Origin of the sequence: Microbispora oryzae (assembly GCF_017896165.1) — a bacterium.
GTDB classification, from domain to species: Bacteria; Actinomycetota; Actinomycetes; order Streptosporangiales; family Streptosporangiaceae; genus Microbispora; species Microbispora oryzae.
The window spans coordinates 720,546-741,613 of record NZ_JAFCNB010000001.1; the positions used below are offsets into that span (position 1 = coordinate 720,546).

Sequence of the window (21,068 nt, forward strand, 5' to 3'; positions counted from 1 at the left end):
TGCTCATCAGGCGCTCATTGCAATCTGACTCCGCCCATCAACTCGGCGTCCTACATGACAATTTCGTCGGCCCCCGAGCCGATCCAGGGGCCAGCGGTAACCATTCACCCGGACTGACCTCCAGTCAACCCCTCAAGGTGAGCCCGCAGCGGACCGGCGTCGAGCGAGCCCTCCACGCGGAAAGCGCGGGGAAACGCCCGGCGACGTTCGGCGAGCTCCAGACAGCGCAAGGACGGGTGCAGCGAGGCACCTCGCCCTGGAAGCCGTCCTCGCGGATCGGGGACGATGACGCCCTCGACCACGACCAGGCGGAGCAACTCGGACTTTACCGTGCGAACCCGACAGCCCGCACACGTTCTCTGCGGGGCCGTCTGGCGACCATTATCCAGCTTACCTTGCCGACGCATCAGCGGGATCAGCCGGTGCCTCCTCAATGTCCGGCCGGATGTCGATGCGCCAGCCCGTCAGCTTGTTGGCGAGGCGGGCGTTCTGGCCCTCCTTGCCGATCGCCAGGGACAACTGGTAGTCGGGCACGATCACTCGAGCGACCCGGCCGTCGAGATCGACGACATCGACTCGGGAAACGCGCGCGGGCGACAGGGCATTCCCGACAAAATCGGCCGGGTCGTCGGACCAGTCGATGATGTCGATCTTCTCGCCGTGCAGCTCGGTCATGACGTTCCGCACCCGGGACCCCATCGGGCCGATGCACGCGCCCTTGGCGTTCACGCCGGGCTTGCGCGACCGGACGGCGATCTTCGTGCGGTGCCCCGCCTCGCGGGCGATGGCGGCGATCTCCACGGTGCCGTCGGCGATCTCCGGCACCTCCAGCGCGAAGAGCTTCTTCACGAGGTTGGGATGGGTGCGCGACAACGTGACCGACGGGCCCTTCGGGCCCTTCTTCACCTGCACCACGTAGCAGCGGATGCGCTCGCCGTGCGTGTACTCCTCGCCCGGCACCTGCTCGTTGTGCGGGAGGATCGCCTCGATCTTGCCCAGGTCGACCAGCACCATCCGCGGGTCCTTGCCCTGCTGGATGATCCCGGCGACCAGCTCACCCTCGCGGTTGGCGAACTCGCCGAAGTTGATCTCGTCCTCGGCGTCCCTGAGCTGCTGGAGGATCACTTGCTTGGCCGTCGTCGCGGCGATACGGCTGAAGTTTCCCGGAGTGTCGTCGTACTCCCGGGCGACCTCGCCGTTCTCGTCGAGCTCCGCCGCCAAGATCGTCACGTGACCGGAGACCCGGTCGAGCTGGGCGCGCGCCTTCTGCGCCGCGCCCTCGGTCCGGAAGTAGGCGATCAGCAACGCGTCCTCGATGGCCTTGACGACCAGATCGAAGGAGATGTCCTTCTCCCGCTCCAGGCTGCGCAGGACGCTCATGTCAATGTCCACAAGGCTCCCCCTTAGCCCTCGTCGCCGACGTGGTCGTTGTCCGCGACGCCGTCGGCGTCCTCATCAAGGCCGCCGTTCTCATCATCGTCCAAGTCGTCCGCGAACTCGTCGCCGAGCTCGTCGTCCGGTTCCTCCTCGGGCCGGTTGAACTCCACCTGCACCCGTCCCCGGACCAGTTCGCCGTACGCGAGGCGGCCCGCCCCTTCGAGATCGACCCCGGATTCGTCCGCGTCCCGGACGCGGCCCTCCACGGTGCCGCCCTCCCGCAACTCCGCCCGGACCAGCCGGCCGCGGGCCCGGCGCCAGTGGCGGGGCTCGGTCAGCGGCCGGTCGACTCCGGGCGAGGTGACCTCCAGGACATACGGCGCGCCGCCGAGCACGTCGGCCTCGTCGAGCCGCTTGGAGACCGACTGGCTCACGTCCGCCACGTCGTCCAGGCTCACGCCGCCGTCCCGGTCCACCACCACGCGCACGAGCCGCCGCCGGCCCGCGGGGGTGATCGTCACGTCCTCCAGGTCGAACCCCTCGGCGGTCACCACCGGGCCGAGCAGATCGACCAGGCGGCCGTGTCGAGCGTCGTTGCCCATGCCGACCTCCCGTTTTCCGATGTGCATCGCCCGATGTGCCAACAGCCTATCGATACCGGGGTGTGGAAATAGCGCCACACCCGAGCGATGACCCGACACATGCCCGGCCATCATCACGAAGCGGTGACCACCGGGCGACGCGCCGTACGATGCTGTGTCGTGAGGCACACAGGCGGAGCAGCGGTGACGCGGCGCGCGCTGCTCGGCGCGGCCACGCTGGGATTCGCGGCCGGAGGCTGCTCGTCCCGGCCGGAGAAGCCGGCCGCCTCCCCCCGGCCCGATCCCCAGCTCGTGCTGCTGACGTCGCTGATCCAGGGCAAGGAGGACCTGGTCACGCTCTACCAGCAGGCGATGGACGCGCGGAAGACGGGCGCCGCCGCCCTGGAGCCGTTCCGTCAGCGGCACCTCGCCCATCTCGCGGCCCTGCGCCGCTTCCTGCCCCCCGGCGCCGCGCCTGGCACCTCCGGGGCCCCGCCCTCGGCCGCGGGACCGCCGTCGCCGTCCCCGGCGGTGAAGTCCGGGGCGGAGTCGGGCGCGGAGCCGGGAGCGGTGTCCGTCGGCACGCTCCGCGCCGCGGAACGCCGGGCCGCGGCCGCCCGTCCCGCCCAGATGGCCGGCGCCTCCCCCGCCCTCGCCCAGTTGCTGGCGAGCATCGGAGCCTGCGAGGCCGTCCACGTGATCGCGCTGGGAAGTACGCATGCCTGAGACCCCGGCCGCCGCCGGCACGCCGGTCGCGGCGACCCCGTCCGCCGCCGCCTCGCCCTCACCCGCCGTCGCGGCCCTGGCCAGGGCCCTGTCGGCGGAGCACGCCGCGGTGTACGCGTACGGCGTGGTGGGCGGCAGGGTCACCGGGGCGCTCCGCTCCCGGGCCACCGCCGGCTTCGACGCCCACCGGTCCCGGCGCGATCAGCTGCGCACCCTGATCGCGCAGGCGGGCGGCACCCCGGCCGAGCCCGGCCCGGTCTACCGGCTGCCGTTCGAGGTCCGCACCGCGGCCGACGCGGTGCGGCTGGCCGTCCTGGTCGAGGAGCGGCTGATCACGGCCTACCTGGACGTCGCCGCCACCCCCGACCCGGCGGTGCGGCGAATAGCGGCGCTGGCCGCCCAGGAGTCGGCCACCCGGGCGTACAGCTGGCAGCCGGCGGTCACCGCGCTTCCGGGGATGCCCGGCCAGAGCGCCGGGGCCACCTCCACCGGCGTCACCTCCACCGGCGCGACCGCCGACGACGCCAGCCCAGCCGGGACCACCCCGGCCGATGACACCACCGATGACACCACCGATGACACCACCGATGACACCACCAGCGCCGCGACCGCCCCGCCGCAGGGCGGGGCGACGACCGGGCCCGACGGGCAGTAGCGGCCCGGCACAGTCGCCCTGCGCGGTCTCACCCGGCGGGCACGATCTCACCGCACGGTCTCACCCGGCCGCGGTCACCCGCGGCAGGCCGCCAGCACGCGCTCGGCCGCCTCAGCGAGCGGGATCTCCTCCCTGGTCCCGGAGACGCGGTCGCGCAGCTCCACGACGCCCTGGGAGAGCCCCCGTCCGATGATCAGCACGGTGGGGAGGCCGAGCAGCTCGGCGTCCTTGAACTTCACGCCCGGGGAGACGCCGGGGCGGTCGTCGACCAGCACCCGCAGCCCCTGCGCCTCCAGCGTCTCGGCGAGCTCGATGGCCACCTCGACCTGGTTCTCCTTGCCGGTGCCGACGATGTGCACGTCGGCGGGCGCCACCTCGCGGGGCCAGAGCAGGCCCAGCTCGTCGTGGCGCTGCTCGGCCAGCACGGCCACCGCCCGGGAGACGCCCACGCCGTAGGAGCCCATGGTGATGCGGATCGGCTTCCCGTCGGGGCCGAGCGCGTCGAGCTGGGCGGCGTCGGCGTACTTGCGGCCGAGCTGGAAGATGTGCCCGATCTCGATGCCGCGGTCGATGGACAGGGGGTGACCGCATCGGGGGCAGTCGTCCCCGGCCCTGACCTCGGCCGCCTCGATGGTGCCGTCGGGCTGGAAGTCCCGGCCGGCCACCACGTTGGCGGCGTGCCTGCCGGGCTCGTTGGCGCCGGTCACCCACGACGAGCCCTCGACCACACGGGGGTCGACCAGGTAGGTGATGCCGAGCGACTTCAGCACCTGGGGGCCGATGTAGCCCCGGACCAGGCCGGGGTGGCGGGCGAAGTCCTCCGCCTCGAAGATCTCGGGCACGCCGGGCGCCAGCGACGCCTCCAGGCGCTTGAAGTCGACCTCACGGTCGCCGGGCAGGCCGACGACCAGGGTCTCGACCTTGTCGGAGCCCGGCGTGCGCACCTTGACCACGATGTTCTTCAGGGTGTCCGCCGCCGTGACGCCGAGGCCGTACCGCTCGTTGAGGTACGTCACCAGCGAGTCGATGGTCGGCGTGTCGGGCGTGTCGAGCACCTGGAGCGCGGGCCGCTCGCCGGTCGCCGCGGCGGGCGCGGGAGTCACCACGGCCTCCGCGTTGGCGGCGTAACCGCAGTTGTGGCAGGCGACGAAGGTGTCCTCACCGGTGGCGCAGGGCGCGAGGAACTCCTCGGAGGCCGAGCCGCCCATCGCGCCGGACATGGCGAAGCAGATGCGGTAGTCGATGCCCAGCCGGTCGAAGATCCGGATGTAGGCGTCCCGGTGCATCTCGTAGGAGCGCTTGAGGCCGTCGTCGTCCAGGTCGAAGGAGTAGGAGTCCTTCATGACGAACTCGCGGCCGCGCAGGATGCCCGCCCGGGGACGCGCCTCGTCGCGGTACTTCGTCTGGATCTGGTAGAGCGTCACCGGGTAGTCCTTGTAGGAGGAGTACTCCCCCTTGACCATGTCGGTGAACATCTCCTCGTGTGTGGGCCCGAGCAGGTAGTCGGCGCCCTTGCGGTCCTTGAGGCGGAACAGCGTGTCGCCGTACTCGGTCCACCGGCCGGTGGTCTCGTAGAAGTCGCGGGGCAGCAGCGCCGGGAACAGCACCTCCTGCGCGCCGATGCGGTCCATCTCCTCCCGCACCACGCGGGTGATGTTCTCCAGGACGATCTTGCCGAGCGGCAGCCAGGAGTAGATGCCCGGGGCGACCCGGCGGATGTAGCCGGCGCGCACGAGCAGCTTGTGGCTCGGCACTTCCGCGTCCGCCGGATCCTCACGCAGGGTGCGCAGGAACAGGGTCGACATACGCAGCAGCACGGCTACTCCTTGCTCGAGAGAGTCCTCGCCCGGGGTCCTCCGGATCCGCGACCGATCTCCACGAAGGGCTGCGTGCCGGACGACGTGAGGACGACGTGCACCAAGGTTATCGACTCCCGGCACCTCGGCGCCTCTTCCTTCGCGCGGCGTCTCCTCACCGCCCGCTCACCACCCGCTCAGCACCCGCTCACCGGGCGCCCGGCGCCAGCCCGCGGCGCCCCCTCCCGGCGGATCCGGCTCAGCCTCCGAGCAGCTCCTCCCAGTGCCGCCGGGCGCTCCCCCGGGCGGCCGTTCCCCCGGCGGCTCCCCCGGCGGCGCCCTCCAGCGCGGCGGACAGCCGCCACAGCCCGGCCCGGGCGCGCAGGCGGTTCATGCCGCAGGGGTCGATGGCCCGCAGCGCGAAGCCCACGTCCATGAGCCGCACACCCGCCATCGCCCGGGTGGCCGGACCCGCCGCCTCGGCGAGGACGTCGGGCCGATCGGGCTCCGCGACGCGCTCGGTGAGCAGACCCGCGACCTCCGAGGCGTACGGCCCGTCCCGCCACTCGATGTGCCAGGAATCGTCGTTGCCCGGCCACCAGGCGAGGTCGCGGCACGCCTCCAGCATCTCCGCCTCGCCCGCCAGGGCCGCCATGACCCGGCCCAGCGCCTCGTACCGGCGTGCCGGCGTCGGGATGATCTCCACTCCCGCCGCCTCGTCCCGCCCGCCCCGCAGTCCCCTCATGTCAGGGAGGGTCCCACCCTTGCGGCGCCTCGTCCTCGGGTTTCCCCGTCTTTTAGCCCCAGAGTCCACGGGCATCACTTTGATCGCGCCGACCAACCCCCGCAACCCCCAGCCAACCGGCCGATACGTCCGGGGGCGGCGCGGGCGCTGGTGCTGGCGATGCCGGCGGCGCATGATGAACAATCCTCATAGGACCGCCTCCCGCCGGAGGCCCGTCCTTGAGGCCGTATCCGAGGCCCTCGTGAAGGCCCTTGCGGGGGCCCTGCCGGAGGCCGTTGCCGAGGCCGTTTTGGAGGCCAGCGTGACACTGCGCGTCGCGATCGTCGGGTCGGGCCCGGCCGGGATCTACACGGCCGAGGCGCTGCTCAAGCAGTCCGCGGGGCCGGTCGAGGTCGACGTCCTGGAGCGCCTCCCCACGCCGTACGGCCTGGTCCGGTATGGCGTCGCCCCCGACCACACCTCGATCAAGTCGATCGCGGGCTACCTCCGGCGGGTGCTGGAGTCTCCGGGGGTGCGGTTCCTCGGCGGGGTGGAGCTCGGCCGGGACGTCACCGTGGAGGAGCTGCTCGGCTGCTACGACGCCGTCGTCTACTGCACGGGAGCCATGGTCGACCGGCGGCTGGGCGTCCCCGGCGAGGACCTGCCCGGCAGCGTCGCGGCGACCGACTTCGTCAACTGGTACTGCGGCCACCCCGACGTCCCTCCGGACCGGTTCGCGCTGGACGCCGAGGACGTCGTGGTCATCGGCGTGGGCAACGTCGCCGTCGACGTCGTGCGGATCATGGCGAAGACGGCCGCCGAGCTGCGCGAGACCGACGTGCCCGAGGAGGTGCTCGAACGGCTGGCGGCCAGCCGGGTGCGCCGCCTGCACATGGTCGGCCGGCGCGGCGCGGAGCACGCCAAGTTCACCCTGAAGGAGCTGAGGGAGCTCGGCGAGCTGGGCGGGGCGGACGTGCTGACGTTCCCCGAGGAGGTCAAGGTCGACGATCTGGCCGCCCTGTCCCGGCAGGTCAGGGGCAACGTCGACGTCCTGCAGGGGTGGGCCTCCCGCGTCCCGGCCGGCCGGCCGCGGCGGCTGGAGGTCCGCTTCTGGCTGCGCCCGGTCGAGGTGCTCGGCGACTCCCGGGTGGAGGGGGTGCGCTTCGAGCGGACCCGGCTGGAGGACGGCCGGGTCGTGGGCACCGGCGAGTTCGAGACGATCCCGGCCGGCATGGTGATGCGGTCGGTCGGCTACCAGAGCGTCGCCCTGCCGGGTGTGCCGTTCGACACCGCCTCGATGACCGTGCCGAACGTCGCCGGGAAGGTGACGGACCGGCAGTACGTCGCGGGCTGGCTCAAGCGCGGCCCGACAGGCGTGATCGGCACCAACAAGTCCGACGGGGCGGAGACCGCGCGGACGCTGCTGGCCGAGGTCAAGCCGGGCGTCGCGGGCGGGCGGATCGACGACCTGCTGCGGGCGCGCGGCGTGCGGCCGGTGACCTACGAGGACTGGCTGGCCATCGAGGCCGCCGAGAGCGGGCTGGCGGAGAGCCTCAAGCGCGGCGAGCGGGTCAAGCTCGTGGGCAGGCCGGCGATGCTGGACGCCCTCCGGCGCGGCCGGCCCGCCCCGGAACGGACTCCCTGACCGCTCCCTGAGGCGTTCTGCGAGGATCGTCGGCATGAAGACGACGCTGACGGGTCTGGCCGGACCGCTCGACGGGTTCGCGGCGGCGTACGCGGAACAGCGGCGGCGGTTCCCGTCGCCGGACCCGGCCTGGCAGCCGATCCACACGGTGTACGTCCCCGCCGACCAGGTGACCGCCGGAACGGTGGACCGGTGGCGGCAGGAGGCCACCGAGCTGCTCCACCGGCTGTTCTTCACCCCTCACGAGCTGGCCGCGGCGTTCGATCTCGACGCGGATCTCGCCGCGCCGGTGCACGACAGGGTCCGCCGGAAGCTCGGCGCCGAGCCCGTCGAGGACCTGCGGATCGACTTCGAGGACGGGTACGGCCGGCGGCCGGCGGACGAGGAGGACCGGCACGTCGAGAGCGCGGCGTCCGCCGTGGCCGAGATGCACGCCGCCGGAACCCTCCCCCGGCGGTGGGGGCTGCGCGTCAGGTCGTTCGCCGACGGAGACCCGGAGCGGGCGGTCCGCACGCTCGACGGGTTCCTCACTGAGGTGATCGGGCGGTCCGGATCGCTCCCCCGCGGGTTCACGGTGACGTTCCCCAAGGTGCTCATGGAGGACTACCTGCACCAGTTCGCGGCGTGCCTCGACGCGCTTGAGGCTGCTCTGGGCCTGGATCGGGGCCTGCTCCGATTCGAGATGCAGGTGGAGGCCCCGCAGACGGTGCTGCTGCTGGAGAGATCGCCCGATCTGGTGCCGTCCCTGCGCGGGCGGCTGGCCGCGGCCCACTTCGGCGTGTTCGACTACACCGCGTCGATCGGGCTGCCGCCCGGCGAGCAGCGGCTCGATCACCCCGCCTGCGATCACGCCAGGAACGTGATGCGGACCACCCTGGCCGGCACGGGCGTGGAGCTGTCGGACGGTTCGCTCGCGGCCGCTCCGGCGTCCGATTCGGCGGCGGACGTGCAGGCCCTGCTCGCGCGGCACGCGGAGACGGTGCGCCACTCCCTGGCCAACGGGTTCTATCAGGGCTGGGACATGCACCCGTCCCACCTGCTCAGCCGTTTCGCCACCGTCTACGCCTTCCACCTGCGCTGCTACGAGCGGTACGCCGAGCGGGTGCGGGCCTGGGGCGAACGGCGGGCGGCCGGCGACGGGACGCTGGACGAGCCGGCCACGATCAACACCCTCGTCGCCGCGCTGGCCAGGGCCGACCGGGCCCTGAGCTGACCCCGCCGGTCAGTACGGGCCGATCATGACCGGCCGATCATGACCGGCCGGTCAGGACTGGCCGGTCAGGACTGGCCGGTCAGGACTGGTCGATCAGGCGGCGCCATTCCTGGACCCGGGCGGGGTCGACGGGGGTGCCCCACGAACCCCGTACGGCGCTGCCCACGTGGAAGGCGCGGACCCCGTAGTCGAGCAGGGCGGGGACGTGTTCCCGCTTGAGGCCGCCTCCGGCCAGCGTCAGCGGGGCGTCCCCGGCGTCGGCCCTGGCCCGTAAGACGGGCAGGCCCGCGCCGACTCCCAGAGGGGAGCCGGAGGTGAGCACGGTCGCCAGGTTCGGCAGGAGCCGTACCGCGCGCCAGGCCGCGCGGACGTCGGCGGCGTGATCGACGGCGCGGTGGAAGGTCCACGGAAGCGGCGAGACGGCCCTGATCAGGGCGTCGGTCGCCTCCAGGTCGACCGCGCCGTCCTCGGTCAGGAAGCCGAACACGAAGCCGGCGGCGCCGGCCTCGGAGAGTTCCTTGACGTCGCGGCGCAGCCGGTCGAGCTCGTCGGGGGTCACCGTGAACCCCGCGTTGCACCGGAGCATCACCATCTGCGGCAGACCGCACTTGTCGGCGATGGCCGCGACCAGGTCCGCCGAGGGGGTGAGCCCGCCGGAGCCCATGTCGGAGACGACCTCCAGGCGGTCGGCCCCACCCTCCTCGGCGGCCAGGGCGTCGCGCACGTCCAGCGCGATCACTTCAAGCAGCGATCCGGTCATGAAGCGAACAGTATCTGGTCCCTTTGCGGGGCCGTACGGCATCCGCCCCCTTAAGCCACCTATTGACTCTTGTCGGAGATTTATGTCAGAAGCGCGATTCCGCGGCCAGGCGGGGCACCGGGATGGCCGAGACCCCTTGCGGCAGCAGCGCCGCGGAGGCGGGCCGCTCGAAGAGCGCGCCCGAGGCGCGGTGTGGCAGGTCGACCGTCCTGACGTGCCGGAATCCGGCCGCCCGATAGTAGGCCTGGAGCCTGGGGTTGTCCTTGGCGCAGTCGAGCCGCAGCAGGCGCCGCCCCTCCGCGTCCGCGCGCAGACCGGCCCAGTCGAGCAGCGCCTCCCCGAGGCCGCGCCCGGAGTACGACCGGCTCACCGCCAGTTTGTGCACGTAGAGCGCGTCCCCCGGGCGGTCGGCGGGCCGCCAGAACTCGGGGTCCGCCCGGCCGTCGAGCGAGACGGTGGCCACGGGGGCCCGGCCCTCCCCGCCGTCCAGGACGTACATCGCGCCCTGGGCGATGAGGGGCTCGATCCGGTCGGCGGGGAACCCGGCGACCGGCCACTGCCGCACCCCCCTGGAGTCCAGCCACCTCGCCGTCGCGGTGAGCAGGTCGAGGACGGCCGGCAGGTCGTCGGGAAGGGCCGGCCGGAGGGTGAGTTCGGTGACGAGATTCAGGGTGGTCGCGGGCATGGCGAAGTGTCCTTCCGATGCGTTGTCGATCGAGCGCGAAGAGTGACGAACGGATGACGTGCGGCCCCGCATCTCGGCGGCGGGGGCGGCGGACTCAGGGCGCGCGGGTGCGGCGGGGCGACGACGACCGGCGGAGGCGCGCGGCCGGGCCGGCCCGGGAAGAAGGGGCCGGCCGGGGACACCCCGTCAGACGAGGGGGTGTCCGGAGGGCGTCAATGACGTTCCAGCTCGTACCGGATCAGGTGCTTGTCGGCGGGGAGCACCGATACGGCGACACGTACAGGGGTGTCCTCCGCGTCGTAGCCCACCCGGACATAGATGACAACCGGCGTGCCGGGTTCCAGCTGTAGCCGCAGCGACTCATCCGAAGTCGGCATACGAGCCGATATGTCGTCAACAGCCCTGACCTGGGGGTGTCCGAGCTCCTCCAGCACGCGGTTGGCGCCGCGTGTGATGTCCCCCGGCCGTGAGATCTCCGAGTCCGCGACGAGATCGAGCGGGAAGTAGGAGTCCAGCGTGTTGTACGGCTGGCCGTCCACGAACCGGAGCCGCCGCCGTACGACGGCGAGACCGCCGTCGGCGAGGGCGAGGCGCGTGGCCACGTCCTCGGGAGGTTCGACGATCGAGACCTCGATCCGCTGGTCCGCGGACCGGCCCTCGGCCGTCACGGCGTGGACGAACGCGTCGAAGCGCGGCACACCCTGGTCCAGCCGTACGAACTCATCCTGGGGCCGCATGAGGAGGGGCCGCCGCTCCCTGACGAAGGTCCCGCGCCGTCGCATCCGCAGGATTAGACCCTCGTTCTCCAGCTCACCCAGGGCCAGCCGCACCGTGTTGCGGCTGACGCCGTGGGCCTCCATCAGGTCGGCCTCGGTCGGGATCTGGTCGCCCGGCGCGAGTTCGCCCGCGTAGATGGCCCTCCGTACCTCGGCGGCCACCTGCTGGTAGAGCGACGATCGTGCCATCTTTCCTCAATCCACCCTTTTGTTCCAACAAATCTAAAGGATCTGCGACAAGCAATAAACAACCCCTTGACCGGAGGCCATCCGGCCCCGCATTATCCAAACGTTGGTACAAATCCATCCAATGGTGGGGCTGCGTGCCGGCGGTCCGTGCGGTGCTCCGCGCGTGCCGTGGCGCCCCCTCCGAGGCGACGCGAAGGCCGCGACACGAACGCCGCGACACGCGCCGCACCGGCAGGGATTCCCACACCTACCAGAGCGACGGGAACGGCATGTCAGTGCTGTCGGTATCCACCGACTTGACGGCTCGGCGCGGGAAAGGGCCGTTCGTGCGGCATGAGGGGGACCTCCGGGTGACCCGCGCCGCCGGCCGCCAACACGGCTCCGACGGCACGACATGCCTGATCATGCGGCACCGCCGCATGCCGGAGCGGCCGCCGTGCGAGGGCGGCCGCTCCCCACGGACTCCGCGCGATTGAACGAGTCCTCGACCCCAACCCTCGCCGGGGTCGAGGTCTCGCGCCGGAGCGGTGCGCGTCCTGGCGGGTCCCCCACGCCCGCCAGGACGCTTCACCGTAGGACGGGCCGCCGACCCGGGACCGACCGGTCGGTATGCTGCCTGCATGACTCTCTTCTCGGTGGAAGGCAAGACGGTTGTCGTGACCGGCGGCTCCCGCGGGATCGGGAAGATGATCGCCAGGGGATTCGCCGACGCGGGAGCGACGGTCTACATCTCCTCCCGCAAGAAGGACGAACTGGAGGCCGCGGCGGCTGAGCTGGGCTGCGCCGCCGTACAGGCCGACCTGTCGACGGCCGAGGGGGTCGCCGCTCTCGTGCGCGCGGTCTCGGCCAGGGAGAACCGGCTCGACGTGCTGGTCAACAACGCCGGGGCGACCTGGGGCGCGCCCCTCGACGAATATCCCGAGCAGGCCTTCGACAAGCTCTGGAACATCAACGTCAAGGGCGTCTTCTTCCTGACCAGGAGCTTCCTCCCGCTGCTGCGCGCGTCGGCGTCGCCGGACGACCCCGCGCGGGTGATAAACATCGGGTCGGTCGACGGCCTGCGGGTGCCGTTCATGGAGAACTACGCCTACTCGGCGGCCAAGGCGGCCGTCCACATGCTGACCCGGCACCTCGCCCACCGGTTCGCCCGCGAGTCGATCACGGTCAACGCGATCGCGCCGGGACCGTTCGAGTCGAAGATGATGGCTTTCGCGCTCGACGATCCGCACACGCGCGCCGCGATCGAGAGCGGGATCCCGCTGAGCCGCATCGGACGGCCGGACGACATGGCCGGGGCCGCGATCTATCTCGCCTCGCGCGCCGGGGCGTACCTGACGGGCGCCGTCATCCCCGTCGACGGCGGGCTCTCCACCCAGGGCTGAGCTCCCGGGCCGAGCACCCAGCCTGAGCCGGTCGCCGCCGCCTACACTGCACGACATGGCGCAGGTCGCGGTGTGCGGGCCGGCCGAGTGCGGCCCCGAGGAGACGGACGCCGCCCGGACCGTGGGACGGCTGCTGGCCGAGCGCGGCGCCGTCGTGCTGTGCGGCGGGTACGGCGGGGTGATGGCCGCGGCGGCCGAAGGTGCCCGGCGGGCCGGCGGCGTGGTCGTCGGCGTCCTGTCCGGCCGCGACCGCGCCGGGGCGAGCCCCGACCTGACCGTGGCCCTTCCCACCGGGCTGGGCGAGGCCCGCAACGCCCTGATCGTGCGGGCGGCGGACGCGGTGATCGTGATCGGAGGGTCCTGGGGGACGCTCTCCGAGCTCGCCCTGGCCCAGCGCGGCGGCACCCCGGTCATCACGCTGGGCGGATGGCGGGTGATCGACGCGGACGGCCGGCCCGTCCGCGGCCCGATCGCCGTCGCCGACCCGGCCGCCGCCGTGCGCCTCGCCCTCGGGTAGCCCCCGGCCGGACGAGGTCAGCTCTCCGGCTTGAGCAGACCGGCCAGCGTCTCGGCGAACAGGTCCGGCGCGGCCAGCTCGTACGACAGGAAGAGGTACGGCTCGGTCACCTCAAGCTCCATCAGCACGGGCTCCCCGTCCGGCATCCGCACCAGGTCCACCCGGGCGTACAGCAGGCCGGGGGCGACCTGGGCCAGCGTCCGCTCGGCCAGCGCGAACTGGTCGTCGTCGGGGTCGCGCAGCCTGGCCTTGTTCTCCGCGGTCTGGGCGACGCCGGTCAGCATCGCGTGGCGCCGCACGGCGTGGCTGAACTGCCCGCCGAAGTAGAGCATCGACAGCTCGCCCTCGTGCTCCACCGACGTGACATACGGCTGGACCATGACCGTGCGGCCCTGGCCGAGCAGCCGGGTCACCTGCTCGTCGGCCGCGGCCCGGTCGGTCGTGCGGACCGTGTCCCTGGCTCCCCCGGAGATCGCGGGCTTGACGACGAACTCCGGCCAGGCCGGGAGCTCCGCGCGCTCCTGTCCGGGCTCCACCCAGTGAGTCGGCACGGTCGGCACACCCAGGTCGCGCAGGTACGTCTTGTCGGTGTTCCACTCGATGATCGGCGCCGGGTTGAACAGCCGGGTCACCGCCCCGACGCGGTGGGCCCAGGCGACGAACTCGTCCCTGCGCTCGACGTAGTCCCAGGCCGACCGGACCACGACGGCGTCGAACGACGACCAGTCGACGCGCGGGTCGTCCCACACCACCGGCGCGCCTTCCAGACCGGCTCCCAGCCAGGCCGCAAGGACGATCTCTCGTTCGTCGTCGAACCTGCTGATCGGGTCGGCGGTGGTGACGTAGGCGACGTTCATCGAGCTCCCATCTCGGGTTCGTCCGGGACCCATCGTAGGGACCCGCGGCGGCCCGCCGGTCCACCCTCCCCCGGGCCGAGGACCTCCGGATCAGGGAACGCGCAGGCCGGTGAGGATCTCGGCCGCCGCCTGCCCGCACACCCGCGCGGCGCCGTGCGTGGCGATGTGCGCCGCCCCCAGGTCCGTACGGCCCGGCAGGCCCATCTCGACCACGATCCCGTCCGGACGGGCGGCGAGCATGCGCTCCAGGAGATCGATCTGCCAGGGGTGGCGGTGGGCGTCGCGGACCACTATCACCAGCGGCCGGCCGGCGGCGCCGCCGAGGGCCCGCTCGGGCAGGCCGTCCCGCACGTCCTGCTCGCGCAGCCGCAGGACCGTGGTGCCCGGCATCAGGGCGGTCAGCGCGTCACCCGCACCCCACGGCGTGCCCCTGTCGATGGCGAGGTTGGTCTCCGGGGCGAGCTCGACGACGTGCGGGGCGGCGGCCAGCGGCAGTGCCCCGGCCAACCCGGCCGTCCCCGTCACCCGGTCCGCCCCGGCCGCCCCGGCCGGCCCGGCGGCACCGTCACGCCATGTCACCCGGACCGCGCGGCGGGCGGCGACCAGCCCGATCCCGTCCGCCCCCGCGACGGTGGGCGGGATCGGCGCCGGCGTGCTCGCGAAGGCACGGACGCGCCCGGCGGCCTCGGCGAGCCGCTCCTCCGGCAGCAGGCCCCCGGCCACCGCGTCGGCGATCGCGTCCCTGATGAGGTCGGCGGTGGCCTCGTCGGCGTTCTCCCCGCCGACGCACACGGCGTCCGCGCCCGCCGCGACGGCGCGGGCGCTCGCCTCGCCCAGGCCGTACGCGCCGGAGACGGCGGCCATCTCGATGCCGTCGGTGACGACCAGGCCCTCGAAGCCGAGCTCGGTCCTGAGCAGGCCGGTGAGGATGCGCGGGCTGAGCGTCGCCGGGCGCTCGCCGTCGTACGCGGGGACGAGCAGGTGACCCGTCATGATCGCGCGGACACCCGCGCGGACGGCGGCCAGGAACGGCGGCAGCTCGACCTCGGCCAGCCGCTCGCGCGAGGCGGTGAGGCGCGGGACGCCGTGATGGGAGTCCACCGCCGTGTCCCCGTGCCCGGGGAAGTGCTTGGCGCAGGCGGCCACCCCGGCCGATTGCAGGCCCCGGACCCACGCGGCCGTGTGCCGGGCGACCAGCGCCGGGTCGGCCCCGAACGACCGCAGCCCGATCACCGGGTTGCCGGGGTTGGAGTTCACGTCGGCGGCGGGCGCGAAGTCGAGGGTGATCCCGGCCGTCCGCAGGTCGCGGCCGACGTCCGCGGCCACCCGCTCGGTCAGCTCCTCGTCGTCGACCACGCCGAGGGCGTAGTTGCCGGGCCGGGAACTGCCCGTCCGCGCCTCCAGCCGGGTGACGTCGCCGGCCTCCTCGTCGATGCCCACCAGCAGGCCCGGATTGTCCGCCCGCAGGACGGCGGTCAGGCCGGCCAGCTGGTCGAGGGTCGCGACGTTGCGGGAGAACAGCACGACGCCCCCGAGACCTCCGGCCACCCGTCTGCGGACCCAGTCCGGCGCGGCCGTCCCGAGGAAGCCCGGGAGCAGGACCGTGTCCGCCAGGCGCAGCAGGTCCGCGCTCCGCCTCATGCCGTGCCCGCCGGGCAGCGCTCAGCCATGCCCGGTAATTTAATAGGAAAGTTTCCTATTCGCCAGTGAGGTGGCCTGGGATTTCACAGATCGACGCGGCGCAGCCGGTTTGCCTCCACTTCGAAGCTGGCCACGGTCGAAATGGGGGCGCCCGGCCGGTCCACGAACGCGACCCCCCGGTAGTCGGCCCGGAAGCCGTCCATGCCGGCCGTACAGGACACATAGCCGCGGTGGCCGTCGAAGAACGGGATGTGCGGGTTGCGGGCGAGGATCGCGCTGGCGTCGGTGACGCCCGGCATGCTGGTCACCGCCGTCCCGACGAACTCGACGCCGAGCGCCCGCGACGCGGGGTCCTCCCAGTCGGCGCGCAGATCGCACGCCCAGTTGTTGTGCACGTCGCCGCTGATCACCACCAGGCCGTCCGGCGCGTGCGCCAGCACCCGCTCCCGCGAGGCGGGGAACCCGTCCCAGGCGTCCGCGCTCGGCGGATCCGCGGGGAAGGCGCGCCGGGCGAAGAAGACCGCTTGCGCCAGCACCTTCCACCGGGCCGTGGAACCCGTCAGGCGCGCGGTGAGCCACCGTTCCTGCTCCTGGCCCAGCATGTCGGCGCCGTCGCGGTACTGGCGGGTGTCCACCATCATGAAGTCGGCGACCCGCCCGTACGGCCGCCACCGGTAGTTCTGCAGGGCGGCCCCCGACGGGCGCACGCGCAGCGGCATGTGCTCGTAGTAGGCCTTGTAGGCGGCGGCCTTCCGCTTGGCGAAGGCCGCCGGGCTGGTGCCGTCCCCGGGCAACGCCCCGGACCAGTTGTCCCGCACCTCGTGGTCGTCGGGCAGCGCGACCCACGGCGCCGCCGCGTGCGCGGCCTGCAGATCGGCGTCCATCCGGTAGCGGGCGTAGCGGTCGCGGTAGGCGCCGAGCGTCCGGCACTCGGCCTCCGACTCCAGCGGGCGCACGTAGCGGCCCGGGCCCGGGTTCTTCGGCTTGCCGTACTCGTAGATGTAGTCGCCCAGGTGGACGACCACGTCGGGCCGCTCGTCCGCCAGATGTCGCAGTGCCGTGAAGTAGCCGTGCTCGTAGCGCTGGCAGGAGACGAAGGCGAACCGCACCGGCGCGGTCGACTCGGGGGCGGGGGCGGTCCTCGTACGGCCGGCCGGGCTGACGTGATCGTCGACGGAGAAGCGGTAGAAGTAGTCGGCCGCCGGGCGCAGCCCGGAGAGGCGTACGTGCACGCTGTGGGCCCAGTCCGGCTGCGCCGTGACCGTCCCGGACCTCACCACGCGCGCGAAGCTCTCGTCGTCGGCCACCTCCCACCGCACGGTCACCGCCTGGGCGGGCATGCCGCCGGGCCGGGCCGGATGGAGCGGTTCGGGCGCCAGGCGCGTCCAGAGGATCACGCCGTCGGGTAAAGCTTCGCCGGAAGCCACCCCGAGGGTGAACGGATAGCCCAGTTTCGCCATAGATTCGATCCTGCCCCATCGACACCGGCCAAGGGGGGCGTACGAGTCGAGAGCCCCGAACAAGCTCTTGCTCGGACGGCCATAATGGGTCCGTGAACCAGCGTAAGGACTCCGGCGGCACAGCCGCCCCCGTGAAGGCGCGGCGGACGGCCGCCACCGGGCACTCGCCCTCGGAGCGACGCGACCATCTGGTGAGGCTCGCCGCCGAACTCTTCGCCCGCAAGGGCTTCCAGGCGACGACGGTGCGGGAGATCGCCCTGGAGGCGGGGATCCTGTCCGGGAGCCTCTACCACCACTTCGACTCGAAGGAGACGATCGTCGACGAGGTGCTCCGCACCTTCCTCGAGGATCTCATCACCCGCTACCGGGCGGCGCTGGAAACCCAGACCGACCCAAGGGCCGTCCTGTCGGAGATGGTGCGGATCGGCTTCGGCACGCTGGAGGTCCATCGCGCGGCCATCACGGTGATGCAGAACGACTGGAGCTACCTGCGGTCGCTGCCGGGCAACCGGTTCGACTACCTGGTCCGGGCCGAGGACGAGGTGGAGCGCATCTGGGTGGAGCAGATCAGGCGCGGCCAGGAGCTCGGGCAGCTGCGGCCGGACGCCGATCCCAAGCTGACCTACCGGATGATCCGCGACACGATCTGGGTGACGGTCCGCTGGTTCCGCCCGGACGGCCCGCTCGACACCGCGGCCCTCGCGGAGCACTACGTCAAGATCCTGTTCGACGGGCTGTCGACGGGAGAGCGGGCGACCCGGCTTCCATGACGCTCCTCACCCACGTGCGGCAGGCCCTGACCGGCGTCGCCGATCCCTCGCGCGCCTCAGCGATGCAGGCGTACATGAAGTCCGCCATGCCGTTCCTGGGAGTCACGGCCGTGCCGCGCCGGACGGCGCTGCGCCGGGTCTTCTCCGAGCACCGGCTGGACAGCGCGCCCGAGTGGCGCAGGGCGGTGCTCGGGCTGTGGCGCGAGGCCGAGTACCGCGAGGAGCGGTACGCCGCGATCGAGCTGACGGCGCACCGCTACTACCGGCCCTGGCAGACGCTCTACACCGTGCCGATGTACGAGGAGATGATCGTCACCGGCGCCTGGTGGGACCTGGTCGACGAGATCGCCGTGCACCGGATCGGCACCCTGCTGCGCCTGTACCCGGACAGCATGCGCCCCCTCATGCTGGAGTGGGCCCGCGACGGCGACCTGTGGAAGCGGCGCACCGCGATCCTCTGCCAGAACGCCTTCCGGGACCGCACGGATCCCGGCCTTTTGTACGCGTGCATCGAGCCGAGCCTGTCGGACACCGACTTCTTCGCCCGCAAGGCGATCGGCTGGGCTCTGCGGGAGTACGCCAAGACCGAACCCGCCGAGGTGGTCAGATATGTCAATCATCACCGCCTCAGCGGGCTGAGCCGCCGGGAGGCGCTCAGGAACGTCCCGGTGACCTAGCGGTGACCTGGGGGCCGTCTCACGGCGCGCTCGGATTACATCCCTGAGGTGACATTTTGCTCCGGTGACAACCCGCCTTCCGGATGAGACCTTGGATCCGGGCTATCCGAGGGGGCGGCGTGATGGGCGCCTGGTCGGTTCCGGGCTACCGGGAAGTACGCGAGCTGGGCTCGGGCGGAGCGGGGCGGGTCGTGCTGGCGACGTACGCCACGACCGGGGCCTACGTCGCGATCAAGTATCTCCGGGACGACCTCCGCGAGGACACGCGCTTCCTGGCCGGATTCCGGCAGGAGGCCCGCGTGATGGTCGAGCTGAACGACCCCAACGTCGTACGGCTCTACGAATACGTGGAGACCCGCGACGGGGCGGCCATCGTCATGGAGCTCGTCGACGGGGTGCCGCTCCGCCGGATCCTGGCCGAGCACGGGACCACCAGCCCGGAGGCCGCGCTCGTCGTGCTCAAGGGCTCGCTCGTCGGGCTGTCCGCCGCCCACGCCGCCGGCATCGTCCACCGGGACTACAAGCCGGAGAACGTGCTCATCCAGGCCGACGGCGCGAGCAAACTGTCCGACTTCGGCATCGCGACACCCAGCGGCGGACTGGGCACGCCCGCGGGCACCCCGCCGTACATGGCCCCCGAGCAGTGGGACGGCAGCCCCGCCAGCCCGGCGACCGACGTCTACGCGGCGACCTGCGTGTTCTTCGAGTGCCTCACGGGGCACCGGCCGTACCGCGCCGACCACGTGGTGGGACTGCGACGGCTGCACCAGAGCGCGCCCATCCCGGCGCTGGACGTGCCCGCGTCGGTGCGGACCCTCGTGCTGCGCGGGCTGGCGAAGAACCCCGCCGACCGGCCGTCCACGGCCCGGGCGTTCGTCGCCGACCTGGAGTCGGCGGCGACGGCGGCCTACGGGACCGACTGGGAGCAGCGCGGGCGCCGCCACCTGGCGGAGCTCGCCACGCTCCTCGCGCTGACCTTCCCGCTGGCGAAGCCGGCCGAGCCCGTCGAGGTGTCCACCTCGCTGGCGCGGACCGTGCTGACCGGCCGGCTCGCGCACGCCGCGCCCCGCGTCGCGCTCGGGACCGCCGTGCTCTCGGCGCTGGTCGTCGCTGCGGTCGTCGCCGTCAACCGGCAGACCCCCGTCGCCCAGGACACCCTGCTCACACCCCCCTCTCACAGCGCCACGACGCCGGCCGACACGGATCCGGGCGCCGGGGTGGCGGGCGCCGGCGCGGGGGGCGGGCCGGAGCCGTCCCCGGCGGTCTCCCCCACCGTCGACGCGACGTCCGAGGCAGCCGCGCCCCCGCACGCTTCTCCGGGCACGGGCCCGCACCCGAGTCCGGCGACGAGCCCGCACGCGAACCCGGGCACCCCGCCCGCCGCCTCGCCCGCCGCCTCGCCCACGCCGCGGCACGTCTCTCCCTCCCCGTCCCGGCCGGCCGCGCCGCTCAAGGTGACCGGCCTCGGCGTCACCCGCTTCGACGGGCAGTCGGCGACCGTCCGGGTCGGCGCGAACACCACCGCCAGGGTCCTGCTGACCGTGCGCTTCGCCGAGGGGCCGGCGCCGGACCGGCTCGTCGCCGGCGACCCGCAGACGATCCCCCTGGAGGGCGCCCGGTCCTACGAGCCGGAGGTCCAGCAGGCCTTCCCGGCGCCGCGGTGCGGGACGTCCGTCTACCGCGGGATCGAGGCCGTGACGGTGCCGGCGGCGGCCGGCGGCACGGCCCGCAGGACGGTGAAGGTCGCCGGTCCGCCCTGCCCGCCGCCCACCGTCGAGGACGTCGAGATCGACGGCTGGGACGGCCGGGCGGCGGACGTCGGCGTCAAAACCGGCGGCACCGGCCCGGTGCGGGTGTCCGCCGCTTTCGGCCGCGACGGCAAGACCGTGGCGACCGACACGAAGACGTTGTCGGGCAAGCGGTCCTACTCGGCCCGGTTCACCCGTGACCTGGGCCCGGTGGACTGCGGCACGACCGCGGTCTTCGAGGTGCGGGTGACGACCGACCCGCCCGCGGCCGGCGGCCCGCGGACCCGGACGGTACGGGTGCCCGGCCCGGCCTGCGCTCCCCCGTCCGTGTCGATCGCCTCCTGGGACGGCGCCTCGGCGAGGGTGACCGTGCGGGCGAGCACGACGGATCCCGTCGCGCTTCGGGTGTCCTTCACCCAGCGGCTCACGGCGGACGACCGTACAACGACGAACAGCGGCGTCGCCGGGGACACGCTTTCCGGCCGCACGACGTACACGGCCACCTTCAGCGCGGCGAAGTTCCGGCGGCCGGAGTGCGGTTTCGTCGATGTCAGGACCGTGACCGTCACGGCCTCCCCCGGCGGCTCGTCCGCCTCCAGGACCGTGACCACCCGCGGCCCCGCCTGCCCGGAGCAGCCGCCCGCGGAGGGGCCTGGTGACGAGCCGTCGGAGGACCCGGCGGGCGTCCCGGCCGGGCAGCAGGACGGCGGCGGGAAGTCCGAGGGCGCCGAAACCCCCGCCGCCCCTCGATAACGGCTGACCCAAATATGGCGTTACGTCGCGATTTGGGGGTGATTTCGTAATTCACCTTGCGTGGTCCGCAAGATAGGTTCAGATTTCCCGTGAACGCTCAACCTTTACCCCGCGTCCTATGTGCGATCAGCGGGAC

At 72.8% G+C, this 21,068-nt stretch carries 19 protein-coding genes and 1 pseudogene; 9 read left to right on the top strand and 11 right to left on the bottom strand.

Annotated features, from left to right (window positions below; all coding sequences use genetic code 11):
- Positions 1–104: 104 nt before the first annotated feature.
- The 3 genes and pseudogenes from JOL79_RS03315 to rimP all read right to left on the bottom strand — a co-directional run.
- Complete coding sequence (locus JOL79_RS03315) at positions 105–407, bottom strand: YlxR family protein (protein ID WP_210154082.1); 303 nt, start codon at positions 405–407, stop codon at positions 105–107.
- On the bottom strand, positions 391–1,380 hold the full coding sequence (gene nusA / locus JOL79_RS03320; protein WP_210154083.1) for a transcription termination factor NusA: 990 nt from the start codon (positions 1,378–1,380) through the stop codon (positions 391–393). Before nusA ends, JOL79_RS03315 begins: the two co-directional genes overlap by 17 nt.
- 116 nt (positions 1,381–1,496) lie before the next feature.
- Positions 1,497–1,979, bottom strand: a pseudogene (gene rimP, locus JOL79_RS03325) (ribosome maturation factor RimP); the annotation flags it as partial.
- Positions 1,980–2,138: 159 nt separating this feature from the next.
- Between rimP and JOL79_RS03330 the strand changes: the two are divergent.
- Together JOL79_RS03330 and JOL79_RS03335 are read left to right on the top strand one after the other, a co-directional pair.
- On the top strand, positions 2,139–2,684 hold the full coding sequence (locus JOL79_RS03330; RefSeq protein ID WP_210154085.1) for a hypothetical protein: 546 nt from the start codon (positions 2,139–2,141) through the stop codon (positions 2,682–2,684).
- On the top strand, positions 2,677–3,339 hold the full coding sequence (locus tag JOL79_RS03335; RefSeq protein ID WP_210154086.1) for a ferritin-like domain-containing protein: 663 nt from the start codon (positions 2,677–2,679) through the stop codon (positions 3,337–3,339). The genes JOL79_RS03330 and JOL79_RS03335 overlap by 8 nt, the downstream gene beginning before the upstream one ends.
- 74 nt (positions 3,340–3,413) lie before the next feature.
- Here JOL79_RS03335 and JOL79_RS03340 read toward each other — a convergent pair whose 3' ends face one another.
- Both JOL79_RS03340 and JOL79_RS03345 read right to left on the bottom strand, forming a co-directional pair.
- Positions 3,414–5,156: a proline--tRNA ligase gene (locus JOL79_RS03340; RefSeq protein ID WP_210154087.1), complete on the bottom strand. Its 1,743-nt coding sequence runs from the start codon at positions 5,154–5,156 to the stop codon at positions 3,414–3,416.
- Between the two features lie 238 nt (positions 5,157–5,394).
- Complete coding sequence (locus tag JOL79_RS03345; protein WP_230984032.1) at positions 5,395–5,880, bottom strand: hypothetical protein; 486 nt, start codon at positions 5,878–5,880, stop codon at positions 5,395–5,397.
- Positions 5,881–6,181: 301 nt separating this feature from the next.
- Here JOL79_RS03345 and JOL79_RS03350 point away from each other — a divergent pair, with 301 nt between their 5' ends.
- On the top strand, positions 6,182–7,504 hold the full coding sequence (locus JOL79_RS03350) for an FAD-dependent oxidoreductase (RefSeq protein ID WP_307848280.1): 1,323 nt from the start codon (positions 6,182–6,184) through the stop codon (positions 7,502–7,504).
- Positions 7,505–7,538: 34 nt separating this feature from the next.
- Entirely contained in the window at positions 7,539–8,717 is a 1,179-nt protein-coding gene (locus JOL79_RS03355; protein WP_210154089.1) for a DUF6986 family protein, read from the top strand.
- 79 nt (positions 8,718–8,796) lie between these two features.
- Here JOL79_RS03355 and JOL79_RS03360 read toward each other — a convergent pair whose 3' ends face one another.
- From JOL79_RS03360 to JOL79_RS03370, 3 genes are all read right to left on the bottom strand, one after another.
- On the bottom strand, positions 8,797–9,477 hold the full coding sequence (locus JOL79_RS03360) for a copper homeostasis protein CutC (protein WP_210154090.1): 681 nt from the start codon (positions 9,475–9,477) through the stop codon (positions 8,797–8,799).
- 85 nt (positions 9,478–9,562) lie between these two features.
- The gene (locus tag JOL79_RS03365) at positions 9,563–10,162 is read right to left on the bottom strand and encodes a GNAT family N-acetyltransferase (protein ID WP_210154091.1); all 600 of its coding nucleotides are present in this window, start codon (positions 10,160–10,162) and stop codon (positions 9,563–9,565) included.
- 212 nt (positions 10,163–10,374) lie between these two features.
- Positions 10,375–11,127, bottom strand: coding sequence for a GntR family transcriptional regulator (locus JOL79_RS03370; protein WP_210154092.1), 753 nt, complete (start codon positions 11,125–11,127; stop codon positions 10,375–10,377).
- Positions 11,128–11,747: 620 nt separating this feature from the next.
- On the opposite strand from JOL79_RS03370, the gene JOL79_RS03375 reads away from it, so the two are divergent.
- Together JOL79_RS03375 and JOL79_RS03380 are read left to right on the top strand one after the other, a co-directional pair.
- Positions 11,748–12,509, top strand: a complete 762-nt coding sequence (locus JOL79_RS03375; protein ID WP_210154093.1) for an SDR family oxidoreductase — start codon at positions 11,748–11,750, stop codon at positions 12,507–12,509.
- A 55-nt stretch (positions 12,510–12,564) separates the two neighbouring features.
- A complete protein-coding gene (locus tag JOL79_RS03380) occupies positions 12,565–13,026 on the top strand; it encodes a TIGR00725 family protein (protein ID WP_210154094.1) in 462 nt (153 codons plus the stop codon).
- A gap of 17 nt (positions 13,027–13,043) precedes the next feature.
- Here JOL79_RS03380 and JOL79_RS03385 read toward each other — a convergent pair whose 3' ends face one another.
- The 3 genes from JOL79_RS03385 to JOL79_RS03395 form a co-directional block, all read right to left on the bottom strand.
- Positions 13,044–13,883, bottom strand: coding sequence for an ATP-grasp domain-containing protein (locus tag JOL79_RS03385; protein WP_210154095.1), 840 nt, complete (start codon positions 13,881–13,883; stop codon positions 13,044–13,046).
- A gap of 90 nt (positions 13,884–13,973) precedes the next feature.
- Positions 13,974–15,524, bottom strand: coding sequence for a glycoside hydrolase family 3 protein (locus JOL79_RS03390; RefSeq protein WP_210154096.1), 1,551 nt, complete (start codon positions 15,522–15,524; stop codon positions 13,974–13,976).
- An 83-nt stretch (positions 15,525–15,607) separates the two neighbouring features.
- On the bottom strand, positions 15,608–16,984 hold the full coding sequence (locus JOL79_RS03395; RefSeq protein WP_210154097.1) for an alkaline phosphatase D family protein: 1,377 nt from the start codon (positions 16,982–16,984) through the stop codon (positions 15,608–15,610).
- A 92-nt stretch (positions 16,985–17,076) separates the two neighbouring features.
- Here JOL79_RS03395 and JOL79_RS03400 point away from each other — a divergent pair, with 92 nt between their 5' ends.
- The 3 genes from JOL79_RS03400 to JOL79_RS33715 all read left to right on the top strand — a co-directional run bounded on the left by JOL79_RS03400 (position 17,077) and on the right by JOL79_RS33715 (position 20,932).
- Entirely contained in the window at positions 17,077–17,754 is a 678-nt protein-coding gene (locus JOL79_RS03400; RefSeq protein WP_210154098.1) for a TetR/AcrR family transcriptional regulator, read from the top strand.
- Positions 17,751–18,431 (top strand): DNA alkylation repair protein, encoded by a 681-nt coding sequence (locus tag JOL79_RS03405; RefSeq protein ID WP_210154099.1) that lies wholly within the window; start codon positions 17,751–17,753, stop codon positions 18,429–18,431. Before JOL79_RS03400 ends, JOL79_RS03405 begins: the two co-directional genes overlap by 4 nt.
- A 122-nt stretch (positions 18,432–18,553) precedes the next feature.
- The gene (locus JOL79_RS33715) at positions 18,554–20,932 is read left to right on the top strand and encodes a serine/threonine-protein kinase (protein WP_230984033.1); all 2,379 of its coding nucleotides are present in this window, start codon (positions 18,554–18,556) and stop codon (positions 20,930–20,932) included.
- The last annotated feature ends 136 nt before the right edge of the window (positions 20,933–21,068 follow it).